The sequence below is a fragment of the Bacillus sp. EB01 genome (assembly GCF_000613125.1).
Taxonomy (GTDB): domain Bacteria; phylum Bacillota; class Bacilli; order Bacillales; family Cytobacillaceae; genus Bacillus_D.
Genome location: NZ_HG964497.1, coordinates 3,494,749 through 3,517,899, shown reverse-complemented (window position 1 = coordinate 3,517,899; position 23,151 = coordinate 3,494,749). Strand labels below are relative to the sequence as shown.

Annotated in this window: 30 protein-coding genes; 15 read left to right on the top strand and 15 right to left on the bottom strand. The window is 44.4% G+C overall.

Annotated features, from left to right (window positions below; genetic code table 11):
• Nucleotides 1–102: 102 nt before the first annotated feature.
• The 3 genes from spoIIM to TY16_RS16205 all read right to left on the bottom strand — a co-directional run bounded on the left by spoIIM (nt 103) and on the right by TY16_RS16205 (nt 2,557).
• On the bottom strand, nt 103–741 hold the full coding sequence (gene spoIIM, locus TY16_RS16215; RefSeq protein ID WP_043932882.1) for a stage II sporulation protein M: 639 nt from the start codon (nt 739–741) through the stop codon (nt 103–105).
• A gap of 98 nt (nt 742–839) precedes the next feature.
• A complete protein-coding gene (locus TY16_RS16210) occupies nt 840–2,006 on the bottom strand; it encodes an endonuclease Q family protein (protein WP_043932881.1) in 1,167 nt (388 codons plus the stop codon).
• The gene (locus tag TY16_RS16205; protein ID WP_043932880.1) at nt 2,006–2,557 is read right to left on the bottom strand and encodes an NUDIX domain-containing protein; all 552 of its coding nucleotides are present in this window, start codon (nt 2,555–2,557) and stop codon (nt 2,006–2,008) included. Before TY16_RS16205 ends, TY16_RS16210 begins: the two co-directional genes overlap by 1 nt.
• A 74-nt stretch (nt 2,558–2,631) precedes the next feature.
• Between TY16_RS16205 and mciZ the strand changes: the two genes are divergently transcribed.
• A complete protein-coding gene (gene mciZ, locus TY16_RS25800; protein WP_081773015.1) occupies nt 2,632–2,778 on the top strand; it encodes a Z-ring formation inhibitor MciZ in 147 nt (48 codons plus the stop codon).
• Between the two features lie 40 nt (nt 2,779–2,818).
• Entirely contained in the window at nt 2,819–3,727 is a 909-nt protein-coding gene (locus TY16_RS16200) for an aldo/keto reductase (protein WP_043932879.1), read from the top strand.
• Nucleotides 3,728–3,761: 34 nt separating this feature from the next.
• Here TY16_RS16200 and TY16_RS16195 read toward each other — a convergent pair whose 3' ends face one another.
• From TY16_RS16195 to TY16_RS16185, 3 genes are all read right to left on the bottom strand, one after another.
• Complete coding sequence (locus tag TY16_RS16195) at nt 3,762–4,292, bottom strand: GrpB family protein (RefSeq protein ID WP_043932878.1); 531 nt, start codon at nt 4,290–4,292, stop codon at nt 3,762–3,764.
• Nucleotides 4,292–4,549, bottom strand: a complete 258-nt coding sequence (locus TY16_RS16190) for a YqkE family protein (protein WP_043932877.1) — start codon at nt 4,547–4,549, stop codon at nt 4,292–4,294. The genes TY16_RS16195 and TY16_RS16190 overlap by 1 nt, the downstream gene beginning before the upstream one ends.
• 412 nt (nt 4,550–4,961) lie before the next feature.
• The gene (locus TY16_RS16185; RefSeq protein ID WP_043932876.1) at nt 4,962–6,152 is read right to left on the bottom strand and encodes an acetyl-CoA C-acetyltransferase; all 1,191 of its coding nucleotides are present in this window, start codon (nt 6,150–6,152) and stop codon (nt 4,962–4,964) included.
• Between the two features lie 131 nt (nt 6,153–6,283).
• Here TY16_RS16185 and TY16_RS16180 point away from each other — a divergent pair, with 131 nt between their 5' ends.
• The 6 genes from TY16_RS16180 (at nt 6,284) to TY16_RS16160 (ending at nt 9,926) form a co-directional block, all read left to right on the top strand.
• A complete protein-coding gene (locus TY16_RS16180; protein ID WP_043932875.1) occupies nt 6,284–7,186 on the top strand; it encodes a hydroxymethylglutaryl-CoA lyase in 903 nt (300 codons plus the stop codon).
• Between the two features lie 54 nt (nt 7,187–7,240).
• Complete coding sequence (locus TY16_RS27125; RefSeq protein ID WP_269320305.1) at nt 7,241–7,372, top strand: hypothetical protein; 132 nt, start codon at nt 7,241–7,243, stop codon at nt 7,370–7,372.
• Between the two features lie 115 nt (nt 7,373–7,487).
• On the top strand, nt 7,488–8,459 hold the full coding sequence (locus tag TY16_RS16175) for an alpha/beta hydrolase (RefSeq protein ID WP_081773146.1): 972 nt from the start codon (nt 7,488–7,490) through the stop codon (nt 8,457–8,459).
• A gap of 66 nt (nt 8,460–8,525) precedes the next feature.
• On the top strand, nt 8,526–8,735 hold the full coding sequence (locus TY16_RS16170) for a CDGSH iron-sulfur domain-containing protein (RefSeq protein ID WP_043932874.1): 210 nt from the start codon (nt 8,526–8,528) through the stop codon (nt 8,733–8,735).
• Between the two features lie 178 nt (nt 8,736–8,913).
• Entirely contained in the window at nt 8,914–9,249 is a 336-nt protein-coding gene (locus tag TY16_RS16165; RefSeq protein WP_043932873.1) for a PadR family transcriptional regulator, read from the top strand.
• Nucleotides 9,246–9,926 (top strand): DUF1129 family protein, encoded by a 681-nt coding sequence (locus tag TY16_RS16160; protein WP_043932872.1) that lies wholly within the window; start codon nt 9,246–9,248, stop codon nt 9,924–9,926. The genes TY16_RS16165 and TY16_RS16160 overlap by 4 nt, the downstream gene beginning before the upstream one ends.
• A 29-nt stretch (nt 9,927–9,955) precedes the next feature.
• On the opposite strand, the gene TY16_RS16155 is transcribed toward TY16_RS16160, so the two are convergent.
• The 5 genes from TY16_RS16155 to TY16_RS16135 all read right to left on the bottom strand — a co-directional run bounded on the left by TY16_RS16155 (nt 9,956) and on the right by TY16_RS16135 (nt 13,210).
• The gene (locus TY16_RS16155; protein WP_043932871.1) at nt 9,956–10,459 is read right to left on the bottom strand and encodes a GNAT family N-acetyltransferase; all 504 of its coding nucleotides are present in this window, start codon (nt 10,457–10,459) and stop codon (nt 9,956–9,958) included.
• Nucleotides 10,452–11,054, bottom strand: a complete 603-nt coding sequence (locus TY16_RS16150) for a GNAT family N-acetyltransferase (RefSeq protein WP_043932870.1) — start codon at nt 11,052–11,054, stop codon at nt 10,452–10,454. The genes TY16_RS16155 and TY16_RS16150 overlap by 8 nt, the downstream gene beginning before the upstream one ends.
• A 72-nt stretch (nt 11,055–11,126) precedes the next feature.
• Nucleotides 11,127–11,399, bottom strand: coding sequence for a YfjL-like protein (locus TY16_RS16145; RefSeq protein ID WP_043932869.1), 273 nt, complete (start codon nt 11,397–11,399; stop codon nt 11,127–11,129).
• 163 nt (nt 11,400–11,562) lie between these two features.
• Complete coding sequence (locus tag TY16_RS16140; protein WP_043932868.1) at nt 11,563–11,895, bottom strand: YolD-like family protein; 333 nt, start codon at nt 11,893–11,895, stop codon at nt 11,563–11,565.
• A gap of 55 nt (nt 11,896–11,950) precedes the next feature.
• Nucleotides 11,951–13,210, bottom strand: a complete 1,260-nt coding sequence (locus TY16_RS16135; protein ID WP_043932867.1) for a Y-family DNA polymerase — start codon at nt 13,208–13,210, stop codon at nt 11,951–11,953.
• 212 nt (nt 13,211–13,422) lie between these two features.
• Here TY16_RS16135 and TY16_RS27305 point away from each other — a divergent pair, with 212 nt between their 5' ends.
• From TY16_RS27305 to TY16_RS16120, 4 genes are all read left to right on the top strand, one after another.
• Entirely contained in the window at nt 13,423–13,581 is a 159-nt protein-coding gene (locus TY16_RS27305) for a YqzH family protein (protein WP_081773145.1), read from the top strand.
• Nucleotides 13,582–13,602: 21 nt separating this feature from the next.
• Nucleotides 13,603–14,046 (top strand): SgcJ/EcaC family oxidoreductase, encoded by a 444-nt coding sequence (locus TY16_RS16130; RefSeq protein ID WP_043932866.1) that lies wholly within the window; start codon nt 13,603–13,605, stop codon nt 14,044–14,046.
• A 25-nt stretch (nt 14,047–14,071) separates the two neighbouring features.
• Nucleotides 14,072–14,956: a proline iminopeptidase-family hydrolase gene (locus TY16_RS16125; RefSeq protein WP_155922345.1), complete on the top strand. Its 885-nt coding sequence runs from the start codon at nt 14,072–14,074 to the stop codon at nt 14,954–14,956.
• A gap of 259 nt (nt 14,957–15,215) precedes the next feature.
• Nucleotides 15,216–16,247: a DUF2332 domain-containing protein gene (locus tag TY16_RS16120; protein ID WP_043932864.1), complete on the top strand. Its 1,032-nt coding sequence runs from the start codon at nt 15,216–15,218 to the stop codon at nt 16,245–16,247.
• 50 nt (nt 16,248–16,297) lie between these two features.
• On the opposite strand, the gene TY16_RS16115 is transcribed toward TY16_RS16120, so the two are convergent.
• Both TY16_RS16115 and TY16_RS16110 read right to left on the bottom strand, forming a co-directional pair.
• Nucleotides 16,298–17,089 (bottom strand): SDR family NAD(P)-dependent oxidoreductase, encoded by a 792-nt coding sequence (locus TY16_RS16115; protein ID WP_043932863.1) that lies wholly within the window; start codon nt 17,087–17,089, stop codon nt 16,298–16,300.
• Nucleotides 17,082–18,062: an MBL fold metallo-hydrolase gene (locus TY16_RS16110; RefSeq protein WP_043932862.1), complete on the bottom strand. Its 981-nt coding sequence runs from the start codon at nt 18,060–18,062 to the stop codon at nt 17,082–17,084. Before TY16_RS16110 ends, TY16_RS16115 begins: the two co-directional genes overlap by 8 nt.
• Nucleotides 18,063–18,249: 187 nt before the next feature.
• On the opposite strand from TY16_RS16110, the gene namA reads away from it, so the two are divergent.
• Complete coding sequence (gene namA / locus TY16_RS16105; RefSeq protein WP_043932861.1) at nt 18,250–19,272, top strand: NADPH dehydrogenase NamA; 1,023 nt, start codon at nt 18,250–18,252, stop codon at nt 19,270–19,272.
• 305 nt (nt 19,273–19,577) lie between these two features.
• Here namA and TY16_RS16100 read toward each other — a convergent pair whose 3' ends face one another.
• The gene (locus tag TY16_RS16100) at nt 19,578–19,859 is read right to left on the bottom strand and encodes a hypothetical protein (RefSeq protein ID WP_043932860.1); all 282 of its coding nucleotides are present in this window, start codon (nt 19,857–19,859) and stop codon (nt 19,578–19,580) included.
• A gap of 197 nt (nt 19,860–20,056) precedes the next feature.
• Between TY16_RS16100 and TY16_RS16095 the strand changes: the two genes are divergently transcribed.
• Nucleotides 20,057–20,335: a hypothetical protein gene (locus tag TY16_RS16095; RefSeq protein WP_043932859.1), complete on the top strand. Its 279-nt coding sequence runs from the start codon at nt 20,057–20,059 to the stop codon at nt 20,333–20,335.
• A gap of 108 nt (nt 20,336–20,443) precedes the next feature.
• Here the strand turns inward: TY16_RS16095 and rnz are convergent, their stop codons facing one another.
• Nucleotides 20,444–21,367, bottom strand: a complete 924-nt coding sequence (gene rnz, locus TY16_RS16090; RefSeq protein WP_043932858.1) for a ribonuclease Z — start codon at nt 21,365–21,367, stop codon at nt 20,444–20,446.
• Nucleotides 21,368–21,615: 248 nt separating this feature from the next.
• On the opposite strand from rnz, the gene zwf reads away from it, so the two are divergent.
• Complete coding sequence (gene zwf, locus TY16_RS16085; protein WP_081773014.1) at nt 21,616–23,151, top strand: glucose-6-phosphate dehydrogenase; 1,536 nt, start codon at nt 21,616–21,618, stop codon at nt 23,149–23,151.

Here is a 23,151-nt window from a genome sequence, read left to right as displayed (position 1 = left end):
CTCGCAACTGTCCCTCCCATTATAGCAGATAGAAATTAAGATGAAAACTAAAATTATTATAAACAACAGTTTAAAATGATTATTAACTGAAATTGATTATCACTAAAGGGAACCTGCGACTGCCTTCATGAAACCTGGCGAAAGATATGCCTCAATACCCGATCCAACCACTAATAAAAACAGTGCGGCAGCAAGAAAAATCAAATACCTTCCGAATAATGGCGCTATCGGTTGGCCGACCTTTTTGAAAAACTGCCTCCGGATCATTTTCAGAGAAAATACTATCGACACTGCTGCCATAATGATAAAGACAGGTATGATTATCACATTTTGCGGCAGAATTGAAACAAAAGCAAAAACAAAGCCATCCCAGCCCATTTGGCTGACTAGGAAGCCAACTGTAAATCCGATGACCATTCCTTTAATAAACAGCAGAATTAAAATAACCGGAAGTCCAATGATGGAAATTCCAAGAATCCACATCAGGGAAATGAATTTGCTATTATGCAAAAGGCTTTGGATAAATAAGTTCCTGGCAGATTCTGTTTCACCACTGGCTATCTGTCCGAAAAATTGAGATAAATAATAGAATAAATCTTCCTTTTGACCAAGGCTCATGCTGTTTACGATAATAGCCCCAAAAATGACTCCCATCATGAACAGGATGGAAACAAACAGGAAGATTGAGGAGTGCTCGCCTAAATATGCTGATACGATGGACTGGTTCATACGTTTTTTCATGGCATTTCCCCCTAAACGGTTCGTGTTTCTACCATTGTATGCCAATCCTATCTTGATATTACTGTCTCTCTCCATTTCCTACTATTAAATGATTATCTCTATGAGAAGTCTACCTTCCCATATTTACCTCCACCGCCGGCAGTTAAACGTAATCTGCCTTCTCTTGCCTCGATAATGAGCTTGGCAATTCGCTCCGGTATTACCTGCTCAATTGCTTCACTTGGAACATCATGAAGGATGGCCATTTCCGTCCCGAAATGCCACAATAATTTTTCAAAAAGCTTTGGGCCAAGCCCCGGGATAAACTCTAAGGGAACCTGGTGGATATACGGGGGCCGCCAGTTCGGGCGTTGTGCAGCACTCGACAACTCTGCTATCCTGTCCGCGACTCCTCTAGTAATCTTCATTGAACCGCAGTTGCTGCAAGGTTCTCCCGTTTTATTATTTGGCTGCAAACAGTCTGTACAAACCGTCCTATGGTATTTGCCAAGCAATGGATCCAAACCATAATTAGCCAGGATCCCGCATCCCCCTTCTCCCCTTAATCCCAGGGCGAGATTCGTAAAAGACGCTTCTTCCATTAAAATCGCCTGGTATTCCCGGGCTATTTTTGCAAGTGAATGGGCATCTGAATTTGTTAAAAAAGGATAGCTATGCAGTTCCTCCAATCCATCTGCCATATTAGTATCTGAGCTTAATCCAAGCTCAATGCCATCTATAAGCTGTGGGTCAAAAACTTCCTCGAGAGATTTATTGACACCTTTTCCGTATAGGCTTTTAAAAGGTGTGAATACGTGGGCGGGAATGAACAGACCGCCAAGTTCCTTCACTTTGATTTGAAGCTCCCGGCCAGTAGCGTAAATCCGCTGTGAGCTAAGATTTACGTTTTTCATTTTCCCTGAAAGCCAAGCGGAAAACTCCTTCATCGTTTTCATGTTGGGCATAAATACAAGGACATGGATTGGTCCCTTAGTTCCCGGATCATAAATCTCCAGCTCTGAACCTGGAATGACAGCCATCCCTCCAAATTCCAATCCACCGCCTGATAGTTCAGACATCTCACCCGCAAGCATTAGTTCCTCCATCTCGACGATGACTTCCGGTGAATGGCAATCAATTATACCAATCATATGAAGACCTTTTTTATTGCGGGCATGTTCAATGATATTGGTGAATGTCAGTGATTTTGCCCCGGTTATTTTGACTGGCTTTCCTGTCTTAGTCCGGCCAATGTGGATATGCAAATCCGTGTAGAACTTTTTCATTATTTCGAAAGCGCCTCCTGCAGCTGTACATATTGGACAGCATAAGCAGTTTTCGCATCATATATTCTTTTTTCTTCTATTAAAGTTAATGCTTCTTCCAGCGTAAGTTCCATAACATTGACGAATTCATCCTCATCTAGTCCTGCAGCATCTTCCTTTTGAGAAAGGCCTTTAGCAATATACAGGTGGACGATTTCATCCGCAAATCCCGGAGAGGTGTAGAAAGAAATCAAGAGCTCCATTTCCTGGCACTCGTAGCCTGTCTCCTCTTCCAATTCCCGGCGGGCGCAGACTGCAGGGTCTTCCCCTTTTTCAAGCTTTCCTGCCGGTATTTCCACTAGGATCTTCTCCATTGGTTTCCTGTATTGTTCAACCATGACTATTTTATTATCATCGGTAACAGCTAGCACAGCTACTGCACCTGGATGTTTCACAATTTCCCTGGTGGACGTCTTTCCATTTGGAAGCTCAACTTCATCGAGCTTAACGGTAATAATTCTTCCGCTGAAAATTTCCTTGCTTCCGATAGTTTTTTCCTCTAAATTTCCCATCCATTGCCACTCCTGTTCTATTCCTGACTATCTGTTCATACATTCTATCATACTTTAATTGGGGGAAATTAACCATGAAAGCGTATGTACACAAGAAGGGCTTCACTATGACCGGAAAGGCCTGGGAAATCAAATATTTACTCCGTGAATTGGGTTCTGTCCACCTTACAGTTTCTGAACTGCTTCAATTTGAAGCCAAGAGGCAGTCAAGTTGCCGCTAATTCACTCATGAGGGTACAATGGCAATAAGGAGTGATGGCTATGAAAAAGAATACACTTGGCAATTCCGAGTTGGAGGTTAGCGTTCTCGGGCTTGGCTGCATGTCGCTTGGAACTGATGTGGACAAGGTCCGTTCAATCATTGATGCCGCGCTGGATGAAGGAATTAACTACTTTGATACTGCCGACCTCTATGATTTCGGCCAGAATGAAAAGATTCTAGGTGAAACCCTGAAAGGCCGGCGGGACAAGGTGATCATTGCCACGAAGGCGGGAAATCGCTGGAAGCAGGACAAATCTGGCTGGACGTGGGACCCTTCAAAGGAACATGTTAAGAATGCAGTTAAGGACAGTCTAAAACGTCTTCGGACAGATTACATAGATTTGTATCAGCTGCATGGCGGCACGGTCGATGATCCAATTGATGAAACGATTGAGGCATTCGAGGAAATGAAATCCGAAGGGTTAATCCGCTATTATGGCATTTCATCAATCCGGCCGAATGTTGTAAGAGAATATGTGGATAAATCTTCGCTCGTATCTGTGATGGTCCAGTACAGCATGCTTGACCGGCGGCCAGAGGAGGAAATCTTGCCTTTGTTAAAGGCCAATGGTGTATCCGCAGTCACAAGAGGTCCGGTTGCAAAAGGCCTGCTTAGTGAAAAAATGCTCGAAAAAGCCTCTTCTGAAGGCTACCTGGATTACAGCTACGAGGAACTTGAAAGGCTATTGCCTTTGTTAAAAGAAAAACTGGGTTCCCGCTCTCTAGCCGAGGCTGCCCTTCAATACAACCTATCACATCCTGCAATCGCTTCAGTTGTTGCGGGTGCAAGCAGTGCTGAACAGATTGTGCAGAATGCGAGGGCAGCACGAGCCAACCCGCTTACAGACGAAGAAATAGCAGTCATTCGTGAGCTTACAAAAGTTAATAAGTATAGTGCGCATCGATAAATAAATAGGGCAGCCATCATTTGAAGCGGCTGCCCTATTTCTGTGTTTTCGCCCAATTTATCGCTTCTCGTTCGATATCTAAAACTATTTTTTCTTTATATGCTATATATGCGGTGATGTCATTAGGGAATTTGGATGCGGCCTCTTCCTTTATTTTTCCGTATGCATTAGCTCTATCAAAATGGCTAATAAGATAGTCGCGGAAATAGAGATGCCTGTTGATATGAGGACTTCCCTTTTCAAACGCATGGAGATGGACGAGCCGTTCTCCGTTCGGATTTACTTTTATATAATATCGCCGGCCCGCAATCCCGTTTTCTCCCCTCCCAATGTAGCCTGCATTCATCAGACTGCGTTCATTCCTATCAAAAATCTCCAGAGACTCCACCTCTGCCAGTATATCAATAATTGGTTTCGCGCTAAGGCCTGGTACAGATGTACTGCCGATATGATGAAGAATAACCCTGTCTGTTCTCAATTCCTTTAGAATATTATCTTTTTCCGCCTCAAACCGTTTTGGCCAATCGGCCGAATAAGGTGCCACCTCTACTTTCCGTGGGACCATTACTTAAACTCCTTCCAATTCATGCCGCTTTCGTTTAAAAGCTCTTCAAAGCTTTTATTCTTTTCTTTTAAGCGGCGCTCCTCGCGTTTGCGGTTTTCTTCTTCTTCCACTTTTCGTTTTTCTTCCTCTTTCAGTTCGTGCTGACGATTCTTTAGTTGGGTGAATATATCCTGATTTATCATATCTCCCAGTGTAAGTGGTGTTTCGGTCTTTTTTGATTGCTGATTTTGTCTTTTCGCTTGCTTTTTCTTTGCCATAGCCCGCCGCTCCTTTTTTAAATATAAGACTATTATACTTCATCTTTTTAAATGGAGGAACGAACGTATCTTTGCTTGGGTTAAGGGGATTCTTCGGGGGTACTGGGGTACTAAAGGATCTTTCACATTGGCCGCCAGAATTGAAAGTGTGCATAAATCTTGAAAAGTGTTCATAAATCCTGGGAAGTGTTCATAAATTCCGGGAAGTGAGCATAAATCTTTGGAAGTGTTCATAAATTCCGGGAAGTGCGCATAAATCTTTGGAAGTGTGCATATTTGTTCTTGAAACTTGTCTCTACTATTCATTTTTCATGAAAACTCTGCTATCAATACTATTGTTTGTAAAATTTAATCACAAATAAAAACGGAAGCATCCAGCTTCCGTTCTTTCATTGGATTTTTCGTAATCCCGCTATTCTGCTAGTTCAACTACGGAGGCGACTCCCTGTCCCCCGCCGATACAAAGTGTGGCGAGGCCTTTTTTTGCGTTCCTTCTTTTCATTTCATGAATGAGTGTGACGAGGATTCTTGCGCCGCTTGCTCCGATTGGGTGGCCAAGTGCTATCGCGCCGCCGTTGACGTTTACTTTATTCATATCAAAGCCCAAATCCTTGGCAACTGCGAGGGATTGTGCGGCAAAAGCTTCGTTCGCCTCAATGAGGTCTAAGCTTTCAATCGATTCCCCAGCTTTCCTTAACGCTTTCCTGACTGCCTCTACCGGTCCTATGCCCATGATAGCCGGGTCGACTCCAGCGCTTCCGTTCCCTTTTAACACGACGAGCGGCTTTACACCTAATTCTTCAGCTTTTTTACGGCTCATCACAATTACTACAGCAGCGCCGTCGTTAATACCTGACGCATTGCCGGCTGTTACGCTTCCATCCGCTTTGAAGGCCGCGCGCAGCTTGGCAAGTGTTTCAGGAGATGTCCCTTTCTTCGGATATTCATCTGTATTAAACACAATTGGATCGCCTTTGCGCTGGGGTATGGTTACCGGGACTATTTCGTCCTTGAACTTTCCTTCTTCAATTGCCCGTACTGCCTTTTCCTGGCTAGCGACCGCCAGAGCATCCTGATCCTGCCTTGTAATTTCATATTTCTCAACGAGATTTTCAGCGGTGACCCCCATATGATAATTGTTAAATGCGTCCCATAGTCCATCATATATCATGCTGTCGATTACCTTCTGGTCGCCCATTCGGAATCCCTCGCGCGCATTTTTTAATAGGTATGGCGCCTGGCTCATGTTCTCCATTCCGCCTGCCACAACAACCTCCGCGTCTCCGGCGAAGATGGCCTGTGCTGCAAGATGGACCGCCTTTAGCCCGGAACCGCAAACTTTATTGATTGTCATGGATGAAGCGGCATTAGGGATACCTGCTTTAATCGCTGCCTGGCGGGCGGGGTTTTGCCCCAGCCCAGCCTGGAGGACGTTCCCCAGGATAACCTCATCTACTTGATCCGGCTGGAGTCCGGCCTGTTCAAGTGCAGCCTTGATTACTGTTGCACCCAGCTCAGTCGCGGGAACACTTTTCAAGCTTCCATTAAAGTTTCCAATTGCAGTCCTTGCAGCAGCGACAATTACGATATCATTGTGATTCATTCCTATTCCCCTTTCAAACTAGTAATTCTCAATACCTTCTTACCCTAATAGCATTAAATTATCCATAAACTTGCATAAATCAAAATAGTCAAATTACAATGGAGAAAATGCAACTTAAGGGGGAGTATGGCATGCAGCTGCCACGCAATGTGACGGTTATTGAAGTTGGACCAAGGGATGGGCTTCAAAATGAAAAAGGATTTGTACCAACGGAAGCTAAGAAGGAATTCATCCATGCCCTTCGCCTCGCTGGAATTACTGAAATGGAACTAACCTCGTTTGTCTCACCAAAATGGGTACCCCAAATGGCCGATGCGGCGGAAATTGTAGATGGATGCCTTGATGGCAAAACGCGTTCCATTGTCCTCGCACCTAACCAGAAGGGAATTGACCGTGTCAAAGAAACTGGCTGCAAAGCGGTTGCTGTATTTGTTGGAGTCAGCAACACCTTTAATAAAAAGAACATTAACAAAACCACTGCAGAAAGCATGTTTGAATTGCGTCCGCTCATCGCCAACTTAAAAACTGACGGCTTTTTTGTAAGGGCTTGCATATCCACTGCATGGCATTGCCCCTTTGAAGGCAAGATTTCTGAAGATGACACAATCAAGCTGTGCCAGGAATTTGCCGAAGCTGGGGTGGATGAGCTTAGTGTCGCGGATACTATCGGGATGACTGTGCCAAATGAAGCCTATTCACTTTTTAAAAAACTAAAGGAAATCCTGCCTAACATCCTCCTGACCGGCCATTTTCACGACACGCGGAAGCTGGCATTAGCGAACATACTTGCTTCCATGCAAGCTGGAATTGACCGTTTCGATACTTCCGCGGGCGGACTAGGCGGCTGCCCATTTGCGCCTGGTGCGACAGGAAATGTCGCTACAGAGGATGTTGTGTATATGCTCGAGCGAATGGGGATTGAAACCGGTATTTCCCCTGAAAAAATTATCGAAGCTGTCGAAATTGTCCGGCCTCACCTTAGCCGCCCAATTGATAGTGTGATCTATAAACTGCAAGCTTCATCAGGTGCATAACCTATCCCCCTTGGGCTCATCTTAATAGTAAAGAAATGAAGGGAGACGTAAACGATGAGCCAGAAACGCGACAAAGGATTTAGCCAAAAGGGCCAGCCGTCGGCAAAGGATATTAAGCCTCAAATAGCAGTAGAGGATTTGGAAAAGGAAATTCATCCTACAAATAGGCAAAATGCTCCCAAATAAGTTTCAATCACCGCCTGTTCAGGGCGGTATTCTTTTTTGCCACGATAGTGGGTTTGAAACAGCCTCGAATGGTAAAATAATGAAGGGAACGCATATTGTAGCCGGAGGGATTTTTTTGAGAAGAGCATTTCGGGTTTTGTTATCAATACTTGCCGCCATTACAGCCGTTGGGGTTTATTTTACAAACAGGCTGATGTTCATGAAAAAGAAAGAAGATGAATTTATTCTGAGTCGTGAACGTGAAGCAGGGAGAATCATCGATGAAGAGTACGATTCTTTGAAAAAAAGGGATGTATCCATTCCCTCCCCATTCGGCTACGAGATTAAAGGTGTTTTGGCCGAGCCTCATGACACCAACTATTTTATGATTATTAGCCACGGTGTGACCGAGAACAAGTTCAATTCTATCAAATATATGAACCTATTTCTGGAGCGCGGCTTTAATGCCTTGATTTTCGATCATCGCCGTCATGGGGAATCCGGAGGGAAAACGACTTCCTACGGCCATTATGAAAAATTCGACCTGAAATCAGTTGTGGATTGGTTGAAAAACGAAAAGGGCCCTCATATCAAGCTAGGCATCCATGGCGAATCCATGGGGGCGGCCACTATGCTCCTATATGCAGGGATGCTCGAGGATGGCGCAGACTTTTATATTGCTGATTGCCCGTTCTCTGATTTCCGTGAACAGCTTGCCTATCGTGTAAAAGAAGAGGTCCGTCTTCCAGCGGGTGTCCTGGTCCCGCTCGCTGAACTGTTCCTCCGTTTCCGCGATAAATATTCGCTTCGTGAAGTTTCTCCTATTACGGTGATTGACAATATCAAGAATCCCGTTTTATTCATTCATAGTGCAAAGGATGATTTTATCCTTCCTTCGATGACAGAAGCTCTTTATGAAAAAAAGAATGGACCAAAAATGCTCTTTATGGCCGAAAATGGCATCCATGCCCAATCATTTAACGAAAACCGTGAACAATATGAGCTTGCGATTGACGATTTCCTGTTAAGTATAGGGATGGTTCCAGCGCGCAAAACTGCGGATTTTGCCCAAAAATCATCTACTGCTCAACAATCGCATATGTCTTAACAACCAGATTTCACTATTTCACCTGGGAGAGTAAACGAAATAAAGAAATATTGAGGAGGAATCGGAATGTCCAAAGTTCAAATTAAGATAAACGATAACGGATCAATCAGGATTACCGGCGAAGTTGAACTGCTTGATGGCCAGGGGAATGTGTATCAAACAAAACCTGCATTTTCTCTTTGCCGCTGCGGTTTGTCATCAAACAAGCCATTTTGCGATGGAACGCATAAGGGAAATTTCGAATCACAGGTTCGTGTACCGGAAGATCAGAATTAATCCTCTTTACTAACTATGACTGACTCGCCAATCGGCGGGTTTTTTCTTTTTGATGGATATTAGTATTGACATAAGTTTCCTCTCCGCTTATGCTATACATAACTACTTTGCAAAACAAGGTAGTTAACCTTTGAACAGCTATCTTGTTTTACCAAGTACCTAAAGGCAGGTATCACTTATGTCAATTCGAAGCCAGCTATTAAAAGGAATTTTGGACGGCTGCGTGCTCTCCATTATTTCAATTGAACCGGTATACGGCTATGAGCTTTCCCAAAAGCTCCAGGATGAGGGGTTGATGGAAGTGAGTGAAGGGACAATCTACCCGGTCTTGCTTCGCCTTCAGAAAAATGGGCTGATTGAGGGCAAGATGGAACCGTCGCCTTCAGGGCCAAACCGGAAGTACTATCATTTAACGAAAGAGGGACATGCTGCCCTCGCTCTCATCAAGGAGGAATGGGAGCAAATCGCACAGCCTGTAGACAGGATTCTAAAAAAAGGGAGCGGGATGGAATGAATGCGAAACAATTAATTGAACTGAACAATCAGAAACAAACAGAACTTTCACCGGAAAACGAGAAAATCTACTCCGATTTTCTTATTTATATCAGGCTGCAGCTTACCTTATCCGAACAGCAATCAGAAGAGGTCCTTATGGAAATTCTTGACCATTTGCTTGATGCCCAAAAGGATGGAAAGTCTGCACACTCACTATTCGGGGATGACCCAAAGAGATTCGCAGATGAACTGATTGCCGACATTCCAAAGGAGAGTAAAAGAAATGCCTTTGTGTTCATCTCCTCACTCGTTCTTCAACTGCTGAGCTATATGCTCGTTATTCATGGTATTTTTGGACTTATTTTAAATGAGGGTATAAATACTCTTTATCCATTAAAGGGTGTTCCTATTTTCATAGGTTCTGTGATTTCAATCTTTTTTCTCATCTGGCTATTTTTTAATCTGATTCAAAAAACGCTCTTTGTCAAAAATGCCTCTCATGTTAAAAACATGATTATCCTTGGAGTTTCGGCGGCCGTTTTAATGGCACTTTACTTGGCTGCTGGTCTCTTTATTCCCGATTTTGGCCCGTCTATCGATTTTCCGTGGTACACTTCTGTGATAATCGGTCTTCTTGCCTGGGGAATTTCCTATATGTTAAGAAATAGGTCTCTAGCTAAAAAAGCTGCTATCTAAATAAAATGGACAGAAAAAAGCGAATGGCTTTATCTGTCCTTTCTTGTTTTTTCGATTACCGGAGTGTTCCTGTCAGCCTTAGCGATATCCTTCCTGAACAAGGCGATCTTTAAGTTATCAGCAACCTTCCTCTCCCCTATTCTTTGAAAACCATGCTTTTCATAAAATCGAATCGCGGGTGTATTCCCGGATCCAGTCGAAACAACCAGCGAATCTGCATCTGGATTCCTTTCCTCAAGGTAAGCGAGAAGCTGATTGGCGATGCCTTTCCGGAAATAGTCAGGATGAACCATCAGGCGGTGGATATCGACCGTTTCGCTGATTAGCTTATACGAGATCGCCCCGCAAAGGCTGCCATTTTCATAGTAGCCACAAAATCTCTCACCACACTGGCGCAGTGTTTCAACCGTATCATTCAAGGTAGGAATCTCATAAAAATCAATCAGCTTTGCTTCTGTCATATACGCTGGCAACTGAATATCCAGCACTTCTTGGGCTATATCTTTTCTTGTAATATTAATTTCTTTAATCAAGATAATCTCCTGTAGTGGTTACTTTTTTCTGCAAGTTAACAAACTCTTCCTGAAGGATTGAATACACCTTTAAGTCTCGATGCCTCCCCTTAATGAACATCGCCTTTCGGTTAATGCCCTCAAAGCTCATCCCGGCCTTTTCCATCACCCTTGCTGATCCTGTATTGTCAACAAAGCATCTTGCCTGGATCCTAATAAGCTCCATCTGCTCGAAACCAAATTTAATGATCGCCTTCGCAGCCTCCGTACATATGCCTTTTCCCCAATATTCAGGTGCTACCACATAGCCGATTTCCGCGCTTCTATGGTTTGGCTGCCACCAGACAAAATCGATCGTTCCAATCAGACGGCCTGTTCCCTTGAGTTCAATTCCCCACGGGGCCACCTTTTTGTTGCTGTATTGATTGAGGACATAATCGATGAACGTTTGGGTATCCGAAAGTTTACGGTGTGTATCCCAAGTTACATACTGCGCGACTTCCTCATTTGATCCGTATTCAAACATGTCTTCTGCATCTGCTGGCGTTATTTTTCTTAGGAGCAGTCTCTCTGTTTCAAGTATCGGCAAGTCCCCATATATTTGCTCAATTTCCACCCTTAATTCCTCCATGTCCAATTCTTTTTCATATCCTATCAAACTTTTCTGAATTTTACTAGGAGGTTTTTGTTATTCATTACCAATTTCAATTACTTTCCCTTTCCTTATATCAAGATTTCCTTCTTGCTCCCCTTTATTTATGCTGTAATTGACTATATATGTTCCTTCCCCCGGATAGTAACTGACATTACTTATTTTTAAAGACTGTTCTGGATGCTTTTCCCGGAGGTATTTTTCAGCAATTCTTTTGCTCTCTGCACGTTCGACAGGATTACCATAGAAAAATAAGCCCACTGCAAGCAACAGCAGTGACATCAGTAACACCATAACTTTCTTTTTCATTTCCATCACCTTTCTCACAATTCTTTTGGTGTAATTTTACACCAAAAGAATGGAAAGTGACACTATTTATTTAGCCCTTTTTGAAATTTCTATTAAATCTGTGGAAACAGCCCAGACAACCTTTTTCGGTGTTATCTGGTCAAATGAAGAAGGCGGCCAATTATCAATCAGCCAGCCTTACGTCGGCAATTGCCGTAATTGAAATGAGGTGTGCATCCCCGAAGGAATCGATAATGTGGAGTTTTTGTGTAAGCTCATCCCAATAATGGACGTGCCCAATGCAGATTTCATAATTGTGGCGGCGATAATGTGTGATCACAACAGCCTGGTTAAATTCCATTGCTTCCCCAAGCACTTCATTCATCATTTCAAGCTGCTGCTCATCCAGTTCGGTTTTTTGCTTATACGAATCTTCTTTCACCCAGTCGCGGAGCATCTTTACGTGCTCAGGGAGCATCATTGAAGTCCATTTTATCCTGCCGCGGTCGCGAATCATGTTCTTCCCCTCTTTCTTGGTTGGACTAGCGGGCGCTGATCAAATATTGTTGTTCTTATGATTTATGTCCCCCAAGCAGCGTGGCCCGGTGCTTAGCAGTTCCTGCGGACGTATAGGAGACAGCCCGCAGCAGTGCCCCGGATCCGTACCTGTTCCGAATCCGGTCAACCACATAGCCAAGATCCCGTCTTTTGCTTGCGCCCATGTCAAAAAGGCTCATCTGGAGTTCGGTATCATCGACGATATTCCCAAGTGTGATGTTAATCTGGCGGACCGTCTTGCCGGAATAATTCTCGCCAAACAGTTCCAGGCAAACACGGTATATATCCATTGTGACGTTCGTCGGTTCGGAGACCGTCCTTGCCCGCTGGAAACCGCCTCCGAATTCGTCCTGGCTGTAGCCGATGCCAAGTGTGATTGTTCTGCCGGCTTTTCGGTGCGTCCGCGCTCTGCGTGCAACCTCCTCGCACATTTCAAGGATGACATGCTTGATTTCTTCCTCATCCTTATAATCCCGAAGAAGAATTTGGCCTTTGCCAAAACTGATCTGTCCCTCCATTATCGGAGCGCCCATATCGGAAAGGTCAACACCCCAGGCGTGGTAATACAGCTGGTTGCCCATAATGCCGAATTTTTTCTCGAGCAGTTCGAGGTCATACCGGGCCAGCTGGCCGACTGTGAATATCCCCATCCCGTTTAGTGTTTTTTCAACACGCCTGCCGATCCCCCACATTTCCCGGAGTGGCGAAACGTTCCATAGTTTGGTTTGGACATCGTCATAGGTCCATTCGGCAATTCCATGCTGTTTTGCATCAAGGTCAAGGCAAAGCTTGGCCATGAGCATATTCGGCCCAATACCAATTGCGCACGGAAGCTGAAATTCGCGCTCGATGTCATCCTTGATTTTCCGGGCGATTGTTTGGGCATCGCCCCAGAGCTTTGCCGCCCCGTCCACTTTGATAAAGCTTTCATCAACGCTGTAGACATGGATGGCTTCCTTCGGCACGTAGCGGTGGAAGACGCGGGTAATTTCGGTTGAAATTCTTAGAAACAGACCCATTTTAGGCTCAACTACCAGAATTCTTGGGTCATTCGGAATCTCAAATTTACGGGAACCCGTTTTTATTCCAAATTCCTTTTTTAAAAGTGGGGAAGCAGCGAGGACAACACTTCCTTCACGCTCTTTATCGCCGACTACAGCAAGGTAGCAGCCGAGGGGATCGAGCCCTTCCACAACTGCAGCACAGCTGGCGTAAAAGCTTTTCATGTCAACGCAAAGAATTTTATGCTGCGGCATCGTGCTGTAATCAACCATTGCATTTAACCTCCTACAGAAAAATAAGAACATCCGTTCCGTATCATTATACCCATATCATAAGCGAATATGCGTTCGCATTCAATGGAAATTTTCCGGCAGGTTGCATAAAAATAGGGTGCGTTTCCATTTCGATGTGTTACAGAAAAGAGCTATAATAGGATTTGAGGTGCTTTGAATGGAGGAAAAACTGGTAAGAAAAATGATTAAAAATTGCCTGCAAACAATATTATACCGATGAGGCTCAGCCACTTGGTGAACTCGATATTGCTCGCTTATGCGAACAAATTCATAGGCAAAAAGACGCAGATCCCGAGGCTCGTCTGCATGATATCGTCAATGACGTTGTCTATGATTTTTTAACTGCGTAGAAGAATGTTGGGAGGTTTAAAATGGAAACTTCAGCTGAAATTCAATCCTTGTACAGGAAATTAATTGAGGCATGGAACAAACGCGATGCGAAAGGTATGGCAGTGCTATTCGCAGACGGCGGCACCATGATTGGTTTCGATGGAAGCCTAGCTTTGGGACCTAGAGAGATTCTTTCCCATACAGGTCCGATTTTTGAACACCATCCCACTCCACCCTTTACTGTAAAAATAAAGGAAACCAATATTTTGGGAGCCGATACGGCTATCCTCCGGGCGATTGCTGGAATGGTGCCGACTGGGGGAGATGACCTCAAACCTGAACTCAATGCCCATCAAACGATGGTAGCAAAAAGGGATACAGGTATATGGAAAATTGAGTTATTCCAGAATACACCGGCGCAGTTCCACGGGCGTCCAGAGCTTGTCGAAGAAATGACAGCGGAATTAAAGCAGGAGATGAGATAGTTATTTATTAAAGGAGGAGAAAATGTTGAAGGTTGAAGAAGGTTTTGTTGGAGTAACTGGCGGCAGGGTATGGTATCGAATTGCGAAAGGCGAGCGGGATGCGGCTCCATTACTGGTACTGCATGGGGGTCCAGGTTCTACAACCTACCCGCTTCAAAGGCTGGACGAGCTTACCGAAGGAGCAGATGGCAGGACAATTGTTTATTATGACCAGCTCGGGGCGGGACGGTCACAAGGACCGACTGACAAGTCATTGTGGAACCTCGACCGCTATGTGAAAGAACTTGGCCAGGTACGCGAGCAACTGGGATTGGAAGAAGTACATATTCTAGGTCATTCTTGGGGAACCACTTTGCTTGCGGCGTATTTGCTTACCAAGCCTCCAGGCGTCAAAAGTGCGATTTTTTCAAGCCCCTGCCTAAGCGCGCCGCAATGGGCAAAGGATCAGGAGCGGCTGTTGAAACAGCTTCCAGAAGAAACGCAGGAGGCAATCGCCCGATGCGAGGCGGACGGCACGACAGACTCTGAAGAATATAAGCAAGCAATGGATGTGTTTGCGAAAAACTTTGTTTGCCGGATTGAAGTAAGTAAAGAGGAACGTGAAGCCGTTTCACAACTCGCCAATCGTGAGATATACAATACAATGTGGGGACCATCCGAATTTTGTGTAACCGGCAATCTTAAGGAATTTGACTGTACCCCGAGGCTCCATGAGTTGGATGTGCCTTCCCTGTTCCTTTGCGGCCGCTATGATGAGGCCACACCGGAATCGACCAGCTATTTTTCAAGCCTCGTTCCTGGAGCAAAGCTGCATATCTTTGAGAAAAGCGCCCATTCACCTTATCGGGAGCAGCCAGAAGAATACAGGCAGGTTGTGAAAGAATTTCTTGCTGGAAGAACAGAGAAATAACTAAAGAGGCGCCGGCCTCGGCCAGTGCCCTTTTTACATAGGATTTGTTAAATAGGATTTATTGGGAGGATACATGACTGGTGAATAAAAGATGGTCTTCAAGAACCTTTATTGACGACCGCGCTGATCATTTTTTACTCGCAGGGTCTTCAAGAACCTCTTTTACGACCGCGCACACCAATTTGATAAAATGCAGCAGATTTCCCAGCGCCTATGTATATATTTAGCAGGATAAAAAATAATTTTTCGGGGGGAAACCATGCTATCAACAAAGCTGCCTGAAACGTTTAAAGCTTTTGCAGAAAGAGAATGCAAGGGGTCAAGTAAGTTGTATGAAAGTATTTCTTTGAAACTAGCAGAAGACCCATACGTTCTTGAACTATGCGCCTATGCCCCACTAGGCCAGCCCGTTCCAAACCTGCTCTATGGTGCAGTCCATTACCTTCTCCTAAAGGGAAAAGACCATCCTCTGGCAAGGTTTTACGCAAGTATTGATAGCAAGCCGCAGTCTCCTGAAGCAGCATTTCCTCACTTTAAAAATTTTTGCGCAGCCCATCGGGAGAAGATTATTGAACTGTTACAAACCAAACTTGTTCAAACCAACGAAGTTAGAAGATGCGGCTATCTCTTCCCCACTTTCAATTATATATATACAAAAACAAACAAGCCTCTTGCATTGATTGAAATTGGCACGAGTGCCGGCTTTCAACTTCTCTGGGATCACTATTCTTATTCCTATAACAAGGGTACAATTTACGGAAGCAGCGAGTCGGAGTTGGTTATTCAGACTGAGGTTAAAGGGAAGGGAAAGCCTTTATTTCCGTATAGTCTTCCTCCAGTCCCAGCCCGATATGGCATAGATCTGCATATTAATGATATGAGAAATGAGGAAGACTCGCTTTGGATGAAGGCGCTGATTTGGCCGGAACACCAGACCCGAAGAGAATTATTTGATAAAGCAGAGCAGTGCATGCAGCAGAATCAGGGAAAAATCACATTCATAGAAGGTGATGGTGTAGACCTGCTGCCCGCTATTACGGGGGGAATCCCGGAGGAGTTTACTATCGTTGTCTTTCATACCCATGTAGCCAACCAGATGCCTTATGAAACGAAAACAAAACTGCTTGAAACGATAAAAACAATTGCAGCAAAGAGAGACATCTTTCATCTTTACAACAATATTCGGGATTCATATCTCCGCCTTGATTCCTTTGTTGGGGGTATCAACGACCATAAACTCGTTGCCGAAACGGATGGGCATGGAAGATGGTTTAGCTGGAAATTAACCTAAAACAGCAAACACTCGGGGTCTCTTCATTCCCGAGTGTTTTTACAAGATGATTATTTCTTGTTGAAAGCCTTTTTTCCAACCTTCTCAAACAGACGAGGAAACAAGGTATAAAAAGTGCTGCCCAGATTCATCCAGCCCGGGAGGTTAATTTCACGGACAGGCGACTCCATCGCATCAACTACCTTACGCGCGACGTATTCCGGCTTCAGCATCCATCGTTTTACGTTTTTTACATACGTACCACTTTCATCGGCGATGTTGAAGAAATTTGTTTCAATCGGACCGGGGTTGACAGTGGTGACGTGAACATTATAGTCAGAAAGCTCCATACGCAAGCTATTCGAGTAGCCCAGAACCGCATGTTTTGTAGCCGAGTAAACACTTGATTTTGGAGTGGCGATCTTTCCTGCCTGGGAGGCAATATTAATGATCTGCCCTTCTCTTCTCTTCCGCATTTTATTCAAAACAGCGCCAGTACAGGCAATCAAGCCGACAACGTTAACATCAAACATGGCCTTGACCTCATCAATAGGGGCTTCATGAGCATGACGGAACACGCCAAATCCGGCATTATTGACGAGAATATCAATATGGCCAAACTCATTATGTACTTGGTCAAAGACCTCAGCGATGCGCCCGGTATCAGCAACGTCGAGCTTATAGACAAATACTTTGTTCTTGTAAGTTGATTCGAGCTCTGCCTTTAGGGCTTCAAGCTTGTCGATACTCCTCGCAAGCAGGGCAAGGTTTGCCCCTCTTTCTGCTGCCATCCTTGCTATTTGAGCCCCTATCCCGCCCGAGGCACCTGTTATAACAATATTTTTTCCGGACAAGCTATCCATGGCCGACACCCCGTTTGCTTCGATAACACATAACATTCCCGTCAGTATACGATTCAATTTCGTCTAATGAAAGCAGATAATCCAACTGGCCGACTGTTTCTGAGAGAGTCAATCCCAACTCACGTTCAAATGCTTTTGGAAAAAGCTCGCGGCATAACTCAAATACTGTTTTTGGCCTCTCATTAAGCATTTCTTTCACATGCATGGCACGATCATGCTGGCGCTCAAGCCTCCGGTCAATCAACTGTGGAAGCTTCCTGACTTCCGCCCCATGCCCAGTATAAACAAGGTCAATTGGATAATCACGAAGCTTTTTTAGTGAAACATTGTACTGCAGTTGTGGCTTCGGCCGTTCTCCACCCGCTATGAGCGGAGGCTCAAGTAAGGGATTCGGGGAAATATGGGCCAGGATATGGTCACCGGCGAGCAGTACTCCATCTTCTTCACGGAATAAGGATATATGACTCTGGGCATGTCCGGGAGTTTCAATTACCCTCCAGCCCGCAAGTCCCGGAAGCCTGTCTCCTTCTGAAAGAGTTCCTGTCAATGACCGATGGCAGGAATATTTCAATGATTTCTTCAGCTGTCCCGCCATCCGCAAATACTGTTGCGGGATACCAAATTCCGTAAACAGCCCCAAGTAAAATCGATCGTGCTCCTCCAAAAACTCTTCAGTCCGATTTATCCATCGTTCATTCAAATAATGGCCGAAAACTTCCAGAGAATCAGGAAAATAATCAAGAAGTCCGGCATGGTCCGGATGATCATGAGTGAGGATAACCTGCTCAATATCCTCTGGAGTAAGACCTAGCCCTGCCAATTGAAATTTAAGAGATTCCCAGGCCTCTTCTGTTTTCGGTCCGGCATCAACTAGTGTCAGCCTATCACCTTTTATTAAGTAAATATTTACATCGCCAACCGCAAATGGTGTTGGGAGTGTAATTTTTGCTATTTGATTTTTCCACTCTGCCATAAAAGTCCCTCACAACATTATTTTCAAATATCATACGTCTTAGTTTACCGATTCAGGAAAACCTTGTCATTATTTTCGCCTCTACAGGCAAGGAATATGTCTGAAATGTCCAAGCAATCATTTTTCTAAAATAAACAGACTTTGCTATACTAAAATTGGAAAGAGTTAGAAAGGGAGGCTAAAAATCGTGGCAGCAAGATTATTCACTCCGTTTACAATTAAAGGAGTTACTCTGAAAAACAGGATTGTTATGGCGCCAATGTGCATGTACTCATGCGAGTTAGAAGATGGAATCGTTACAGACTGGCACCGGACCCATTATACTAGCAGGGCTGTAGGACAGGTCGGTTTAATTATTATTGAAGCGACAGCTGTGCAGTCTCAAGGAAGAATATCCCCGAACGACCTGGGAATCTGGAGCGATCAGCATATTGAAGGGTTAAGAGAATTGACCTCTATGGCGAAGGCTCACGGTGCGGCAATGGGAATTCAGCTTGCGCATGCAGGCAGGAAAGCCGTTCTGGAAGAAGATATATACGCGCCATCAGCACTCGCATTTAATGAAAAATATAAAACACCAAAAGAAATGACTAAAAACGATATTAAGGAAACCGTTGAAGCATTTAAAAAAGGTGCGGAGCGGGCAAAACAAGCAGGATTTGATGTGATCGAACTGCATGCTGCGCACGGATACTTGATTAACGAGTTCCTGTCCCCACTCACAAATAAACGCAAAGACGAATACGGAGGCTCGGCAGAAAACCGTTACCGCTTACTTCGTGAAGTAATTGATGCAGTCAATACCGTTTGGGATGGCCCTTTGTTTGTCAGGATTTCTGCAAAGGACTATCAAGAAGAAGGGTTGGTGCCTGAGGATTATATCCAGCTGGCAGAATGGATGAAGGAGCAAGGTGTTGATTTAATTGACACAAGCTCGGGCGGAGTTGTACCAGCTCATATCAATGTATACCCCGGGTATCAGGTTCCTTTTTCCGAGACAATCCGAAAAGGAGCAGAAGTTGCTACTGGTGCGGTTGGGTTAATCACAACTGGAAAACAAGCTGAGGAAATTCTCCAGAATGAACGAGCCGACCTTGTTTTCCTTGCACGTGAATTATTGCGTGACCCCTACTGGCCGCGCACTGCCGCAAGAGAACTAGGGGAAGAAATCCCGATGCCGGAACAATATATTCGCGGATGGAAATACTAAATACAAAAGCGCAAGCGCCTTCGTGACAGGCAAAAACCGCCTGTCCCTGCGATGATTATTCTTGGAAGCTTTCCTTAGTGGTCATCGCCGTACAAACTGGAGGGGCTTTGACTGAGATAAAGGAATCACGAAGAGCGAGGCGATTGGATGATGACTTATCGTAGGGAGGAGACCTGAAGTTTGCGCACGCGTAGGCGCTGGTGCTAGACGTAAACATCCTCGATAAAAAAAGTTATCCACAGTCGCGAGATCTATTTATCTTAACAGCAAAAAGGGCGCATTCCCGCGGGAATACGCCCTTTTGTTTAATGAAGTATACTCTCTGGTTCAACTTCTGTTTTATTTTTCAAATAGCGCCCGAAACGACCAAGCGCGACGGCCATACCCGAGAAAATAATATTAAAGATTATAGCAAATAAAGTGCCTACATCAAACACAAAACTGGCTAATACTCCGGCAAGCGCGCTAGCTGCCAAAATGAATATAACATGTATTTTAGGAAAGAAATAACTTACCAAACCGCTGGCAAAAAGGACAATCGACCCCATAATTAAACAATAAACACCCATAATGATAATTGCTTCCATTTTGAATCCCCCTGTAGTATGTATAAAATACTACTACCCTACCTGAAAACAATTATTCCGAAAAAGTAGTAAAAATATAAAATCCGGAATGAATAGTCGATATTTCAGCCCAAGCTAAATAAAATGAGTAGTTCCCAGATTTCGGATAAAAATAAATAAGTCATTACATTTCTCCATGGGAGGGATCGCTCAAATACATGAACTTCCCTATTATATATACAAATATGTGGGATGCAGTCTTTGCTGTTCCCGCAGTCATGATCATTACTCAAACCCTAAAAATATATTTTGGGATACCAAAGTTCATTGTTCCAACAATCGCACTTTGTATCGGACTGGCGTTATCCATTCTCGTATGCCACAAGCATAGCTTTATTGCTGCTATTTTCATGGGTTCGTTTTACGGTTATGCAGCCATAGGCAGTTATGCTTCCATAAAGACATCCTGGCGGGCCTACCGCGAAAATAAACGTTAAAGCCAGACGGTAGATTGCTCGGGTAAAAGAACAATTCACAGGCAGGAAGCCAAATGTTTTCTAAAAAACAAAAAACCCGGCTTTTCCAATTTGGATGCCGGATACTTACTATGGGAGAGGTATATGAATTTCTTTAAAATCCTCAGCAATTTCGGTATTTGCAAAGTAACTTTGTGTCTCTTTTAAGAGCTCTTGGGCCGCATGGCGATCGTAGCGCGAACTAATATGTGTAATGCATAGTTTCTTCGCATTCGCTTTCACTGCCACATCAGCAGCCTGGGCAGTGGTCGAGTGGAAATAATCATGCGCCATGCCTTCCTCACCGGCTGCATAGGTTGCCTCATGAATAAGGAGGTCTGCATCCCTTGCCAGTTCCACAGCATTTTCACAACGCCGGGTATCGCCCAGGATTGTCACAATTCTTCCTTTCTGCGGCGAGCCAACAAAGCGGGATGGGTCCAACACTGTTCCATCCTCTAAAATGACTTGCTCCCCTGCTTTTATTTTTTTATATAAAGGGCCTGGAGGAATTCCGGCGGCAGCAAGTTTATCAGCGAGCAAAGTCCCTGGCCTGTCAGCTTCCGAAATCCTGTATCCATATGAAGCAATCCCGTGGTCAAGAAGCCGCGCTTCTACCCTGAATTGCTGGTCTTCAAAAACGTTTCCCTCTTCTAGCTCAGTAATTTTCAAAGGATACTTCAAGTACGTCCCGCTAATTCTCAGGCTTGTCCTGATAAAAGTGTCAATTCCTTTTGGGCCGATCACCTCAACCTCGGAATCGCCGCCCTGGAAAGAACGGCTGGACAATAGACCTGGCAGGCCATAGATATGATCACCATGCAGATGGGTGATGAATATCTTTTCAATCCGGCGCGGTTTAAGGGAAGTATGAAGAATCTGATGCTGGGTAGCTTCACCACAGTCAAACAGCCAAACAGAGCCCCTCTCTTCCAGAAGTTTGAGAGCCACCGCAGTGACGTTTCTGAGCTTTGCCGGCAGTCCTGCGCCAGTTCCAAGAAACAACAAATCCAACGTAAAAACCTCTCTTCAAAAAATGCTTTAAACGCATTATGATTGAAATAAAATTTACTTTACTATACCATACTTAACGCTTCCTGCCTTCATCATACCAACTGGTTTGATTACAAGCACTAAAAATACAGGAGGTCGCCTATCAGTCTTTTCCAGCTTTTTTAAACCTGGTACATGGATTGCATTACATTTGCGAAATCTAGAAGAAACAGCTAAACTTAAATATTTGTAAAGACAATTCATCATCTATGGAAATTTTTCACGAAAAGGAGTCCTTATCCTTGGCAGAAAACAAAGAACAAGCATCCTTAATTATGATATTCGGGGCAACCGGGGACCTTGCAAAGCGCAAGCTATTTCCTTCGCTCTACAGGCTTTTTAAAAAAGGGCTGCTTTCCGAAAGGTTTGCAGTTATAGGTGTTGCCAGAAGGCCTTTGACAAATGAACAGTTTCAGGAAAACGTGAAGTATTCGGTCAGCGAAGCAATGGAAGCCAGCGATAATCTGGACGAATTTGCATCTCATTTTACATACCATTCTCACGATGTAACTGATTCTGGGTCATATGCCGTTCTTAAGCAACTGGCAGAAGAAATGGACAGCAAGTACGGACTCGCCGGCAACCGAATCTTTTATCTGGCAATGGCACCTGAATTTTTCGGTCCAATTGCACTCCATCTAAAATCGGATGGCTTGACAGATGTTTCAGGCTTTAAACGGCTTGTTATCGAAAAGCCGTTTGGCCATGACCTTCAATCTGCAATTGAATTGAATGAGCAAATCCGTACTGCATTCGATGAGCACGAAGTTTACCGGATTGACCATTATCTCGGAAAGCAAATGGTTCAGAACATCGAAGTAATCCGGTTTGCCAACGCAATGTTCGAACCGCTCTGGAACAATCGTTATATTTCAAATATCCAGATTACATCCAGTGAAACACTTGGTGTCGAAGAACGCGGGCGCTATTACGAAACAAGCGGAGCTCTTAGGGATATGGTACAAAACCATATGCTTCAGATGGTTGCGCTGCTGGCAATGGAGCCGCCTATCAAACTGACGACAGATGAAATCCGCTCAGAGAAAATCCGGGTCTTCCGGTCGCTAAGAACAATAGAAGGCGATGAAATCCAGAATTACTTTGTCCGTGGCCAATATGATGCCGGCTTCATCAATGATGAAAAAGTTCCTGCTTACAGGGACGAGCCGATGGTCGACAAACAATCTAATACGGAAACGTATGTAGCAGGCAAGCTAATGATAGATAACTTCCGCTGGGCAGGAGTTCCTTTTTACATTCGAACAGGTAAAAGGCTCGGCGCCAAGTCAACGAAGATTGTCATCCAGTTCAAAGATATTCCAATGAACCTTTATTACCAGCCGGACAAGCCTCTCAACCCAAATCTGCTTGTTATCCACATCCAGCCTGAAGAAGGAATTACCCTTCACTTGAACGCCAAGAAGGCAGGCCAGGGCATGGATGCAACAGAAGTAAAATTGAGTTTTGCCAACAATGGTGTGAACGAAATAAATACACCTGAAGCATATGAGCTTCTCTTGTACGATTGCCTGCGCGGAGATGCAACTAACTTCACTCATTGGGATGAAGTTGCCCTCTCTTGGGCCTTTGTCGATAAGATATCGGAAGTTTGGGAAAAGACGAAAGATGAAAGCTTCCCGAATTACGAATCCGGCTCGAGGGGACCAAAGGCTGCCGAAGAACTGCTTGAAAAAGATGGATTTTCATGGTGGCGTGTCCGTGACTTACAAGTTGATAAATGTTAG